Origin of the sequence: Mucilaginibacter aurantiaciroseus (assembly GCF_024055595.1) — a bacterium.
GTDB lineage: Bacteria > Bacteroidota > Bacteroidia > Sphingobacteriales > Sphingobacteriaceae > Mucilaginibacter > Mucilaginibacter aurantiaciroseus.
This window is the reverse complement of the sequence record NZ_JAMXOF010000004.1, coordinates 276142-289118: the sequence shown is the minus strand read 5'-3', so window position 1 is coordinate 289118 and position 12977 is coordinate 276142. Positions and strand designations below refer to the sequence as shown.

Annotated in this window: 11 protein-coding genes; 8 read left to right on the top strand and 3 right to left on the bottom strand. The window is 43.9% G+C overall.

Annotation, left to right across the window (positions count from 1 at the left end; genetic code table 11):
* The first annotated feature begins 19 nt into the window (after positions 1-19).
* The 4 genes from NAF17_RS17245 to NAF17_RS17230 all read left to right on the top strand — a co-directional run bounded on the left by NAF17_RS17245 (position 20) and on the right by NAF17_RS17230 (position 4533).
* A complete protein-coding gene (locus NAF17_RS17245) occupies positions 20-904 on the top strand; it encodes a rhomboid family protein (protein ID WP_252759269.1) in 885 nt (294 codons plus the stop codon).
* Positions 894-2006, top strand: a complete 1113-nt coding sequence (locus NAF17_RS17240; protein ID WP_252759268.1) for an endonuclease/exonuclease/phosphatase family protein — start codon at positions 894-896, stop codon at positions 2004-2006. Before NAF17_RS17245 ends, NAF17_RS17240 begins: the two co-directional genes overlap by 11 nt.
* A 46-nt stretch (positions 2007-2052) precedes the next feature.
* The gene (cysS, locus tag NAF17_RS17235; protein WP_252759267.1) at positions 2053-3543 is read left to right on the top strand and encodes a cysteine--tRNA ligase; all 1491 of its coding nucleotides are present in this window, start codon (positions 2053-2055) and stop codon (positions 3541-3543) included.
* Positions 3544-3666: 123 nt separating this feature from the next.
* Complete coding sequence (locus tag NAF17_RS17230; protein WP_252759266.1) at positions 3667-4533, top strand: DUF4440 domain-containing protein; 867 nt, start codon at positions 3667-3669, stop codon at positions 4531-4533.
* A 60-nt stretch (positions 4534-4593) separates the two neighbouring features.
* Here NAF17_RS17230 and NAF17_RS17225 read toward each other — a convergent pair whose 3' ends face one another.
* Positions 4594-5556, bottom strand: coding sequence for an AAA family ATPase (locus NAF17_RS17225; RefSeq protein ID WP_252759265.1), 963 nt, complete (start codon positions 5554-5556; stop codon positions 4594-4596).
* Between the two features lie 2 nt (positions 5557-5558).
* On the bottom strand, positions 5559-6941 hold the full coding sequence (locus tag NAF17_RS17220) for a peptidylprolyl isomerase (protein ID WP_252759264.1): 1383 nt from the start codon (positions 6939-6941) through the stop codon (positions 5559-5561).
* Between the two features lie 152 nt (positions 6942-7093).
* Here NAF17_RS17220 and NAF17_RS17215 point away from each other — a divergent pair, with 152 nt between their 5' ends.
* A complete protein-coding gene (locus NAF17_RS17215) occupies positions 7094-7714 on the top strand; it encodes a hypothetical protein (protein WP_252759263.1) in 621 nt (206 codons plus the stop codon).
* A gap of 1 nt (position 7715) precedes the next feature.
* The gene (locus NAF17_RS17210; RefSeq protein ID WP_252759262.1) at positions 7716-8303 is read left to right on the top strand and encodes a non-canonical purine NTP diphosphatase; all 588 of its coding nucleotides are present in this window, start codon (positions 7716-7718) and stop codon (positions 8301-8303) included.
* Here the strand turns inward: NAF17_RS17210 and NAF17_RS17205 are convergent.
* Positions 8293-10962 (bottom strand): OstA-like protein, encoded by a 2670-nt coding sequence (locus NAF17_RS17205; protein ID WP_252759261.1) that lies wholly within the window; start codon positions 10960-10962, stop codon positions 8293-8295. The genes NAF17_RS17210 and NAF17_RS17205 overlap by 11 nt on opposite strands.
* 163 nt (positions 10963-11125) lie before the next feature.
* On the opposite strand from NAF17_RS17205, the gene tilS reads away from it, so the two are divergent.
* Positions 11126-12460, top strand: coding sequence for a tRNA lysidine(34) synthetase TilS (gene tilS, locus NAF17_RS17200; RefSeq protein ID WP_252759260.1), 1335 nt, complete (start codon positions 11126-11128; stop codon positions 12458-12460).
* On the top strand, positions 12457-12942 hold the full coding sequence (locus tag NAF17_RS17195) for a hypothetical protein (RefSeq protein WP_252759259.1): 486 nt from the start codon (positions 12457-12459) through the stop codon (positions 12940-12942). Before tilS ends, NAF17_RS17195 begins: the two co-directional genes overlap by 4 nt.
* The last annotated feature ends 35 nt before the right edge of the window (positions 12943-12977 follow it).

Below are 12977 nucleotides of genomic sequence, written 5' to 3'. Positions count from 1 at the left end.
AGCATCAATAATATCGGTCATGACACTCTGGAAAGATATCCAATACAAGCTTTTAAAATCGGGCAATAAACTTAGCCTGCTTATTGGCATAAACGTAATTGTTTATCTGGCCATTAACATATTTGCCGTTTTTGAGCAATTATTCAGGGGGTTTGGTAACAGTATCATATTATCTTATACAAATGAATTTTTATTATTACCTGCATACCTGCCAAAATTGGCGGTCCGTTTTTGGACGCCGTTTACCTATATGTTTATGCATGCCGGGGTGTTCCACATCCTGTTTAATATGCTTTGGCTATATTGGATGGGGCAGATTTTTGAAGAGTATCTGGGCAACAAACGTACCATTGGTTTATATATAATTGGCGGGCTTGCAGGCGGTTTGTTATTTGTTGCCTGTTACAATATTATCCCGGCTTTTACCAGTATTAATGCGGCGGCTAACGGCGTAATTGTAGGCGCATCGGCAAGTGTAATGGCTATTGTGGTGGCTACAGCTACTTTACTCCCTAACTATACCATCTCGTTGATACTAATTGGGCCTGTTAAGTTAAAATGGCTGGTGCTGTTTTATGTGGTAATAGATTTTTTAGGAGTAGCAGGCAGTAACGCCGGTGGCGAAATTGCCCACCTTGGCGGGGCATTATTCGGATTCATCTATATTAAACAACTGCAAAAAGGGCGCGATTGGATAGGCGGCATCAATAAGTTATTTGAGCCTAAACCCCAAATGAAAATAGTTAACAACGGTGTTGGTAGTACGCAACGCAAAGCGTCCGGTAAGCCAAAGCAGGAAGATGTTGACCGTATCCTCGATAAAATATCGGGCAGTGGTTACGATAGCCTAACCAAACAGGAAAAGGAAACCTTATTTAGTGCAAGTAACAATAATGAAGGATAAAAGCAAAAATTTACCCTTTATTGATAGCGTATTCCTTTGGATAAACTATACATTATGCGCCGCTTTGCTATTGGGTTACCTGGCGCCGTATGTAGACCCACGCACCTTTTGGCCCATCGCGTTCTTTGGCCTTGCCTACCCACCGTTGCTTTTAGCAAATGTAATTATCATAGTTTACTGGCTCGTTCGCAGGAGCTGGTTAATTGGCTTGTCGTTAATTACCATCTTAATTGGCTGGAACGTGCTGAACAATAACATTGGCATGCGCCTGCCGGCTGGTTCAAGCCAGTCGGTACCCAAAAAGCAACTAAGGTTGATGACCTATAACGTACACGATTTTAAACGGTACGGCGCAAAAAACGAGAGCTCTACCCGGCACGAGATCCTCGACCTGATAGGGCAGGAGCAGCCCGATGTTATAGGCATACAGGAATTTTTTACCCGTAAAAAAGGGCAATACGCTATGATAGACTCTGTCAAGAAAGTAATGCGTGCCGGTAATTATTATTTTGAGCCCACCATGATCAGCGCCGGCGAATCTGTGGGAATGGCTATTTTTTCTAAATATCCCATTAAATCATACGGATTTGTCCAACTGGCAGCAAAGGGTAGCGGCAACCAATGTGTATATGTTGATGTGGAGAAAGATAGCAGTATGGTGAGGATCTATAGCGTGCATTTGCAATCGATAGCGTTTGAACCGCAGGATTATATATACCTGGGCAATTTATCCTCAAAAGGGAAAGCCGATATTGGTGCTACCAAACGCGTGGGCTGGAAGCTGAAGACCGCTTTCCAGAAACGTGCCGAGCAGGTATTTGTGATTAAAGATCACGCTAAAAAATGCCCTTATCCGTATGTTATCTCCGGCGATTTTAACGATACACCATCATCCTTCGCGGTTAACCAACTGGCGAAGGGATTAAAAAACGCTTTCCGTGAAAAAGGAGCGGGTTTAGGTCGTACTTATAACGGCGCTTTCCCAAATTACCAGATAGATTATGTGATGGCCAGCCCCCAGTTTGATGTATTGGAGTACAAGATCATCGAAAAAAAATTGTCAGACCACTATCCTTTAAGCACATTGCTGGTATTAAAATAACATCTTCAAAATTAAACTCCACGCCTAAAATTGTAAGTTTGCGCTTATGGAACAAAAATTATTTGTTTACAATACTTTAACACGTAAAAAAGAAGAATTTAAGCCACTAAATGAGGGCCATGTTGGCATGTACGTTTGTGGCCCTACTGTATATAGCGATGTGCATATAGGCAACTGCCGCACTTTTATTTCGTTTGACCTTATTTACAGGTACCTGCTTCATCTTGGGTACAAAGTGCGCTACGTACGTAATATTACCGATGCCGGCCACCTGGAGGGCGATAGTGATGAGGGGGAAGACAAAGTATCTAAAAAAGCAAAAATAGCCCAGCTGGAGCCAATGGAAATTGTACAGAAATACACTGTAGATTTTCATAAGGTGATGGTAACATTTAACGCCCTGCCGCCAAGCATCGAGCCTACGGCAACCGGGCACATTATTGAGCAGATAGAACTGGTAAAAAGTATCCTGGAAAAAGGTTACGCTTATGAAGTTAATGGTTCTGTTTATTTTGATGTAGAAAAGTACAACCAAAGCCAGGATTACGGCATCCTAAACGGTCGTAAACTGGAGGATATGCTGAACAATACCCGCAGCCTTGGCGGGCAAACCGAAAAACACGGCAAGCTTGATTTTGCCCTGTGGATAAAAGCCAAGCCCGAACATTTAATGCAATGGCCGTCGCCATGGGGATTGGGTTTCCCGGGCTGGCACCTGGAGTGTTCGGCCATGAGTAATAAATACCTGGGTCACCAGTTTGACATCCACGGTGGCGGTATCGATCTGATGCCTACCCACCATACTAACGAGATAGCGCAGAACGTGGCTTGCTGCGGTAAAAACCCGGCATCGTACTGGTTGCATACCAATATGCTTACCATGAACGGGCAAAAGATGTCAAAATCGTTAGGGAACAGTTTTTTACCGCATGAGCTATTTGCAGGCGACCACCCTTTGTTAAAGAAAGGCTACAGCCCTATGGCGGTGAGGTTCTTTTTTATGCAGGCCAGCTACCGTAGTACGGTCGATTTTTCTAACGATGCGATTGAGGCGGCCGAGATCTTTTACAAGAAGCTTGCAGAGAGCGCCAAGAAGTTAGTTACGTTGCAGCAAAATGAGTTGACCACCATTGATGAAGAGACCAATAAAGCGATAAACGACATCTGCGATGATTGCTACCACAGCATGAACGACAATTTTAATTCGCCAAAAACGTTAGATGCTTTAAATAATTTATCCAAAGGGATCAATTCGTACACGGCTAACACCCGTAACTCGGGAGAGATCTCGGTAGACACTTTTGAACGGATGAAGAAAACGTATAACGATTTCTTTTACGATGTTTTAGGTTTAAAGCAGGACGATAACGAAAACGCCGATACCGACGACCTGATGAACCTGGTTATTAAATTGCGCAACGAAGCCAAAACGAATAAAGACTACGCAACATCTGACAAGATCCGCGAGGGTCTTAAAAACATTGGTTTTCAACTGAATGACAATAAACAGGGCACAACCGATTGGGTAAGAATTTAAGCCTTATTCTGTTAAGAAACGTTAAAACAAGTATTACCATTAAAACAATTAGGCCCGTGCCGCCTTTATGTTATCAATTAAAATGATACTAAATTACCCGGGCAAATCTATACTACGTAAACCATGAGAAGATCATTATTAGCTGCTATTATATTAACAGGATTTAGCCTTTCGGCGATTGCGCAAACCAAAGTTGAGGTTGCCTCAATTGTGCGTGCCGAAGAAAGTTTTAATAAATTAGTAGAGCGTAAAGGTATTAAAGACGGATTTTTGGCAGTGGCCGATCCTGAAGGCATTGTGTTTAAACCAAACACAGTTAAAATAACCGACTTTTACAGCGGGATACAAAATCAACCCGGTAAACTTAGCTCACAGCCAAAATTCGCGCGCTTATCAGCTAACGGGGATCTTGGCTTTACTGCCGGCCCGTACGTTTATCAGAATGGTAAAACAGATGATGATAAGGTTTATGGCGATTATGTGTCGATATGGCGTTTAGATAATGCTGATAGCAAATTTAAATTGCTTGTAAATTTAGGCATCCAGCACCCCGAGCCTGAGCAGGAAGTGGTAACCGACTTTAAAGAGCCCGATCTTACCAAACAAAAGGCGGCAAGCAAAGATCCGTTTGCAGGCAAGAGCGTTTTAACAGCTACTGATAAAACACTTAACCACTCGTTAGAATTATCGGCAATGGCCGCTTACAAAGAATTTTTAAGCCCCGAAGCGCGCTACTATTTCCCTGGCTTTGAGCCGATGACCGGTAGCGATAAAATCCTGAAATTTATTGATAATGAAGGCATCAGTATATCTGCCGAAACGGATAACGTTGGCCGGTCCACCAGTAACGATCTGGCTTATACCTATGGCACAGCCCGTATCAGAAAAGGGAACATTGTAAACAACTACAACTATGTGCGCATCTGGGAAATTGATGCCAACCACAGGTGGAACATGCTGCTGGAAATATTCTCTACCGTAGAAAACTAAGTTCGATTTCGGATTTAAGTCCGCGTACCGATTTAGAATTTCGCGTTTCGCTTTTAGAATCTAAAGTAACTGTGCTATAATATCGTTGGCTGTAAGGCCTTCAGCTTCGGCGTGGTAACTGCGCACTATGCGGTGGCTAAGTATGGGCTTGGCCACTGCCTGTACATCCTCAATGTCAGGCGAGTATTTACCGTTAAGCACAGCATGGCATTTAGCCCCCAGGATCAAAAATTGTGATGCGCGCGGGCCTGCGCCCCAGTTTAATAAACGTTTCACCTGCGGGCTTGCAAACTCGCTGTTAGGGCGTGTTTTGCCTACAAGCTTAACTGCATACTCCAAAACATTATCGCTCACCGGGATATTTCTCACCAACTGCTGGAAATAAATGATTTGCTCGGCATTTAACTTTTTGTTTACGGTTACCATAGCCGTGCTGGTAGTGTTTTTTACAACCTGCAGTTCCTCTTTAAAAGTAGGGTAATCTAAAGCAACGTTAAACATAAAGCGGTCTAACTGTGCTTCGGGCAGTGGGTAGGTGCCTTCCTGCTCAATAGGGTTTTGTGTAGCCAATACAAAAAAAGGTTTGGCAAGGGTGTGGGTAACGCCCGCCGCAGTAACCGATTTTTCCTGCATGGCCTCTAATAAAGCGGCCTGCGTTTTTGGCGGTGTGCGGTTTATCTCATCGGCCAGGATGATATTAGAGAACACCGGGCCTTTTATAAATTTAAAATTTCTGTCCTCGCCCAAAATTTCCGAACCAATAATGTCAGATGGCATCAGGTCGGGCGTGAATTGGATGCGCTTAAAGTCGAGGTCTAAAACCTGGGCCACGGTTTGCACCAGTAGCGTTTTAGCAAGGCCGGGTACACCAACAAGCAGGCAATGCCCGTTGCTGAAGATGGAGATAAGCACAAACTTAATTACTTCATCCTGGCCAACTATAACCTTGCCTATTTCGGCACGAATATCGTGGTAGGCAATCTTTAATGCATCGGCAGCCTCAACATCTGAGCGGTATGGCATACTTATTCCGTTTTGGCTTGTGCGGTTGGCTCTGCGGCTATCCAACTTTTAAGCGGCGCGCAGCTTTGGTACTCGGGGTCAATTTTAATAAAGGTTTCTTTACGGCGCTTATCAAACCACTGGGTAATGGTACGGGTAAGTTTATTGTTGGTGGCAGCTTCTTTCAGTTTAGAATAATCCTGCTCTAAATTAGCTTTGTGCGCGTTAGTAACCGATTTAAGGTACAATATCTTATAAGCTTTTTTGTTGGTTTGCTGATCGGTAAACAACTTAGGTTTTGATACCGAACCCACTTTCATGGTATCAGTAGTAAGCGCAATCTGCGGGTCAAGCTTATCTGTTGGGATGTAGGTAGAACGGGTTTGAACGTTATCTGCGTTTAGCATCATACCACCGTTAAACTTAGTTTCTTTATCATCAGAATAAAAGGCAGCAGCGGCACTAAAATCAAATTTCTTAACCTTCATCATTACGTTATAAACGCTGTCTGCAGTAATTTTTGAGCGGCCTAAACTCGCTTCGGTAATAGCCGGGATAATCAACAGGTGGCGTACATGCACCTGCTCGCCGCGCCGCTCAATCACCTGTAAAAAGTGAAAACCATTTTCGGTTTCAAATACGTTTGATATTTCGCCGGTTTTTAGTTTAAATGCAGTTGCCGTAAACTCTTTAACCATGGCTGTACGGTCAAAAAAGCCTAAGTCGCCACCTTCCGGTGCCGAGCCCGGGTCTTGTGAGTAAAGCCTTGCCAATGTGCCAAAGTCTTCACCTTTTTTTACCCTTGCCCTTAGTTCTTCTGCCTTTTGTTTGTAAAATTCTTTTTCTTCTTTATTCAATTTTGAAGAGAATAAGATCTCGCCTACCTCTACCTCTTTGTTGTAAGATGGCAAGCTATCTTTAGGCAGCGATTCAAAATATCTTTTTACGTCCTGCGGCGTTGTATTCACTTTCTCGGTGATCTTCGCCCTCATACGCTGCGCGATAAGCGATTCCTTAATATCCGGGCGAAGTTCATCCTTGTACTGGATCACAGAACGACCTAAAAAGCCTTCTAACTTGTCCTGGCTGCCTGCGCGTTGTATAAAGCTACGCATACGGCGGTCAACCTCGGCATCAACTTCTTCATCTTTTACCTGTACGCTGTCAATAACGGCCTGTTGTGCAAGCAGTTTTTGGGTAAGCTGGTTTTGCAGGATAAAGCATTTGATATTTGGGTTTGGCTGCTGGCCGCTCACCAGGTACTGGGCGTATTGCAGTTCAACGTCTGACTGTAAAACTATACCGCTGCCTACAACAGCTGCTATCTTATCAAGAGTGCGTACCTGTGCCTGGGCAAATGACAGAAATATGAATGAAGTTATAATAGACAGGGCGATTTTTCTCATGTACTTTTTACTAATTAGTACGGATAGTTTATCCGTTAAAAATGCGAATTTCGGTAAAATTTATTAATAATAAATGTATAATTAAGCCGTATTGCGAATATGCTTATAATGCTTCAACAGGAATAGGTATTTTTGGTTAAATTATGTTAAATATGAAAGTAGACAACCCGCAAGCCTTCGCCTATATTATGCAGGAAGAAATTTACCTGCTTAACAAGGATAAAGGCTTGTATACTACTACCCGGGCTGATGAACAACCTATTGCCGAAACTATACCTGTTAGCGAGACTGAGCAATCTGTTGCGACTGTAATTGCAGAACAATATGCAGCGCAACCTACGCCTGTTGCCGCAACCCTAAAGATACCCGAACCAATTGTACAAACGTTTAATAACGAATTTAATTATCTGGGTAAAAACAATAAAAACTTTGTGGTGCTGGTAAATTATACCAACGAAGAACACATCGCGGCAGCACACCTTACCGCGCTGGAAAGTATCCTGAAACGCAAGGAGCTTACGCTTGACGATGTAGCCATAATAAACGTAAACAAATATGCCCCGATAAAACTTGCTGCACTTGCAGCTTATTTTGCGCCAACCAGGCTGGTAATTATGGGTGCAGATTCGTTACCAGCCGGTATTGGTAACCTGCCGCTTAACCAGCCATTGCAAGGCAAAAAAACACACGTGCTGTACAGCTTTAGTTTTGATGAGATGATGAGCAGCAACGACAACAAAAAGCTGTTTTGGGAACATATGAAAACCTTGTAATATGCAGCAATTAGTATTTGCCACCAACAACGCCCACAAGCTGGAAGAGGTACAAGCCAAAGCCGGTACCCAAATAAAATTACTGACACTTAATGATATTGGCTGCCAGGATGATATTGAAGAAACGGGCTTCACTTTTAACGAGAACGCATCCATCAAAAGCCGGCACATCTACCAAAAATACAATCTCAATTGTTTTGGGGACGATAGCGGGCTGGAGATAGAAGCGCTTAATAACGAACCCGGCATCTACTCCGCACGTTACGCCGGTAAACATGGCGACCATGAAGCCAACATGGACAAGGTTTTGAACAATCTAAAAGGCGAAACAAACCGCAAAGCGCGTTTCCGTACGGTAATATCATTGATCTGGAATGGGGACGAGCACTTTTTTGATGGCATAGTAAACGGTACCATTCGCCATGAACGATGCGGCACCGCGGGTTTTGGTTACGACCCCATTTTTCAGCCCGATGGTTATGAGATCACCTTTGCCGAAATGAGCATGGAAGAAAAAAACCGCATCAGCCATCGTGGCCGTGCGGTAGATCTGCTTATCAGTTTCTTAAACGCTCAACCTAAGGCTTAGTAGCGGTCGAATCTTTTTTTGTTTTAATGAGTGCGGCGGGTTTGTTCTTCAGTGTATCTGCCACGGCTTTAGTAACCGGGGTTGGCGTAACCGCTGTTTTATCCTGTTTTGGTTTATCGGCAGCGGCTTTTATTACCGGTGTTGTTTTAAGTGATGCGCTATCCGCTTTCGTATCCGCAACAGGTGTTTTAACGGCTGGTTTTTTAACGCCCGTGCTATCTTTGCCCCCTTTAACACTCGGCATAGTCAGCTTATTCTGTAACGAATCCTTGCCTGTTTTTTCGCCCGGTTTTAGCTTAGCTTTAGTGGCATCTGCAATTTTTTTATCTGCCGCGGCTTTGGCGCGGGCAATCTTCCGGTTGTATGACGGGATGATGGATTCTTTAGATACCGGCCTTTCCTTAGGCTTCCATATAAAACCTTTCAGAATCTTGTCATCCTCGGTAAACTTGGCTAAAGGGCCGTAGCGGTGCTCTGGTTTGGATATAAAGAAGATGTTATTGGCGCTGTTGTTTTTAAAATAGATGCGCATTTTGCTGGCTAATGACCGCTGCATACCATCAACCCTCTTCATGGTGTCGCGGGTAAACGCGATGCTTTCGGCGTTGCCCACAATAAACATCCTATCCAGCTTGCCGTTTTTAAAGAAACCCTTCATGCGTTTGGCAGCTACCTGGTTAAAGTTGGTGGAGTCGCCCTTTTCAATATTTACAATAAACGATTTAGGGTACATGTTCAGGTTATCCATCTTCTTGTTCTTCATTTGGATGGTGATGGTATCGCCGGACAATTGCGAGCCCTGTGTCCATATCAACGGGTCTATGTAGCAGCGCAGGGTAGAGTCGGCATAACTGTAAAACATCGAATCGGCCTTGGCCTGCAGGTCCGATTTAAATAGTTTTGCGCTGTGGTAAGCTTTAATAATACGCACCCTTGCTGTATCGCTTAGCGTAATAGGAGGGGTGAAAAATATAGGGTCTTTATCCACATTGGCGGTATCGGCAGCTTTGGCTGTTGATGCATTAGCGGGTAAAGTGCCAAATGCGCCCTTGTCAGTTTTTGCAGCAAGTGAATTAAAAGCACCGGCATCGGTCCTTAAAGCTGCTTTACCTTTGCCTTGCGCAGGTAGGGTTAACGAGATGTCCCTTGGCGCAAACTTGTAATTAGCAAAAAAATCACGGTGCCGGTTAGTTGTATCGCGCCTAAAGCGTGGCATGTTTAGGGTTAAAAACTTATCGGCTTTCTTCTGCTCGGCGGCGGTAAGTTTTTTTACTTTAACAGATGTATCACGGATGGTAGACAGGCGCTGTTTCTCCTGCATTATCTTCACATCCTTATAAGTCAGGATCTGCGTAACCAGTGTATCCGCTGAGATATATATCGAATCGCGTTTTACCTTCTTCGCCGGGGCGGTAATTTTTACAACCGTATCCTTTGGCGCCATCGGGAACGCGGAGAGGCCTGCTCCTTTAAGCGGCGTTGCGCCTTTAAATAGTTTAACACCAGGTGCGTTAACCCTGGTGGCAATAATGGCGGTTGCTGCTTTAACAGCATTGGGGTTGGCTTTTGCAATTTTAGTAAGCGTATCTGCAAGTACCTGCATAGGTATACCGCCAGTTTTTATAGGGATGGTATTGGCGGGGGGCTGTTTTGTGGCTAAAGCATTAGCTGTTTTTATAGTTGCTGGCGGTACGCCTGCTTTTACCGCCAGCGCATTTGCGGTTTTTACACCGGGTTTAGTAATTGGTACGGTATCCGTCCTGGTCGAGTCTTTTTCTTCAGTAACAATAATTACATAAGGGTCCTGCGTTACCACGGTACGCTCGCCCTGTTTATAGTAAGTTGCCAGGTCGCCTTTTAAAGTGATGTTCTGCTCCCTGTCATGAAACGTAACGCGCTTAACCGCGCGGCCGTAACCTTTAATTTTATCGTAAAATAAGCTGTCGCCGGTAAGGGTTTTAGTGCCTTGTTTATAAAGGTTTTTCTTACCGAAAAAGGCTTGCTCGGTTTGCGTATTGTATAGGCCGTTTTCGGTGTAAAGGGTATCTTTTTTATCCTTGGTATCGTAAATATTAGTTGGGCCGTAAAAATAAGCGATACGGCTGCCGGTGTTATAACGCAGGGTATCCGTTTTTATCAAAGCATCGGGCGTAACCAGCACCACGTTGTAGCGAAAGTACGAATCGCGCGAGAAGGCAAAGTAATAGCCGTTTTTGCTGGTAAGCGTATTGTCTTTATTCACAAGTTTACCACCGCCGGTATAGGTGCCTATGCGGGTTGCGGTATTATAGGTAAGGTAATTGGTGGTTAGGGTGGCATCCCTGTCAATCAGCTTTACATTATCGGTAAGGATGGCAATTTTGGTGTTACCGTTGTAGTTTAGCTTATCCGAATAGATGTTCAGCGTATCGCCCTGGGTAATGTGTACGTTGCTAAAGGCATCAAAAGCGTTATCGGCAATGTAAAAGTATGCGCTGTCCGATTTCATGACCGAGTAATCCTGCTGAAAAACACCCTGGTAAACCTTAAGTACATTTTTGCCGTTAAGCTGCATAATCTGGCTGCTTTTTGATTGTATAAGCTTCACGACAGATTTTTTCTGTGCTGAAACCGCCAGTGTTATGAATATAAAAAGTGTACTTAAAATGTATTTTATCACGATGGCAAAATTAGTTTTTTGCGGGGGTTATTAAATTAATAATTTTGATAACTATTTTAGCCTCACCTAAAATTCTCTCCAAAAGAGAGGACTTAGATTTATTTTCTTTTTGAACCCTCTTCTTTGAAGAGGGCGGGAAGAGGCGAATATTTAATTTTGACGTATGCTTCCTGTTAAACGCTTTGTTGATTTTATTGAACAAAACAGCCTGTTTACACCCGCCAATAATATACTGGCAGCGGTAAGCGGGGGCATGGATTCGGTATTGATGGCGTATTTATTAAAAGCCGCCGGGTACAATTTTAGCATTGCGCATTGCAACTTTATGCTGCGCGGTGCCGATGCCAATGCTGACCAGGAGTTTACCCGCCAGCTTGCACAACAACTTGGCGTAAGCTTCCATACCATTAATTTTGATACCCAACAGTACACCAATAATAACAAAATTTCTATCCAAATGGCCGCGCGCGACCTGCGGTACAATTGGTTCGCTCAAATCAGTCAGTCAGATGGTTATGACACCATAGCCCTTGCACACCATCAGAACGATACTATCGAAACAATATTGTTAAACCTTACCCGCGGTACAGGCATAGCCGGTTTACATGGTATTTTACCAAAAAACGGCCAATTGGTGCGCCCGCTAATGTTCCTCACCCGCGACGAGATACAGACTATCATCACCGCCGAAGGTTTAAAATATGTAGAGGATGCCACAAACGCGTCAACCAAATATGCGCGTAACAAAATACGCCACCAGGTTGTGCCATTACTAAAAGAGCTGAACACAAACCTGGAGGCAACCTTTGAGAATAACCTGCGCAACTTTAGGGAGCTGGAGGTGTTGCTGAATAATAAAGTTGAGGCGCTGAAAAAGGAGTTACTGGTACGCCATGAAGGTGAAGTGCATATAGCTATCGATAAGATAAAGGAGCTATCGCCAAAACGCCTGCTGCTGTTTAAGCTATTACAGGGTTTTGGTTTTATCGAGACCGTGGTAGACGATCTGCTAACCGCTTTGGATAAACATGCAGGCAGGATATTTGAAAGCCCGGGGTATAGTTTAGGGGTTGACAGGGGCAGGCTCATCATCAGCCCTAAAAATGCGGAGGGGAATGTTGAGGTAAGCATCAAACAAAACGATAGCCATGTAGTTTATAAAAGCTATAAGCTTAATTTACTGCATGATGATAGCGCATTGATCGTTAAGAATAACCCGTTGGCGGTTTCTGTTGATGCGGAGTTGTTGCAATACCCGTTAACCGTACGTGCCTGGCAGCAAGGCGATAGTTTTTACCCGCTGGGGATGAAAACACGGCAAAAGCTGAGCGACTTTTTCATCCACCAGAAAGTGCCGCTGCATAAAAAGCGTGAGATACCCGTAGTGGTTAATGGCAACGGCAACATCATTTGGGTGGGTGGCTACCGGCTTGATGAACGATACAAATTAGGGGATAACACTAAAAAAGTTACTATATTCGAATTGTTTAAATTATGAGTGATAAATCAGTATTTGTAGAAAAACAGTACCTGGGCCGGGAGTGGATCCCTATCACCATCCGCCTGGTGTTAGCCTTATTTTGCTTTGCCGCTTACTTTTTTACTGACGAACGCGAACGCAACGGCGACCTGCTTGCCATTGTTGGTTTTGTGATCATCATCATCTCCATCATCATGGGGTTCCTGCTGCACTTTAGCACCACGGTAAGCAATAAAAGTATTTTACTTGATGGCTTGTGGAGTACCCGCCGCGTTAAGATAGACTTGAACAGCATTGTTAAAGTGGAGAAAGGCACCTACAGCCGCTACCTGTTTAACAATCCGGTTTACAACCTGCACACCAAAGGCACCATCCGCTTTTACGCCGCCGGTAATGATGCCATCCATTTGACAGACCGGGACGGTTTGATTTACATCATCGGCTCGCAACATGCCAACGATTTTTTACGCGCTGTAAACGGCGAAATGAAGACGGTTTAAAGACGAAAAAAAGTCATAAATAATACTAAAAAAGG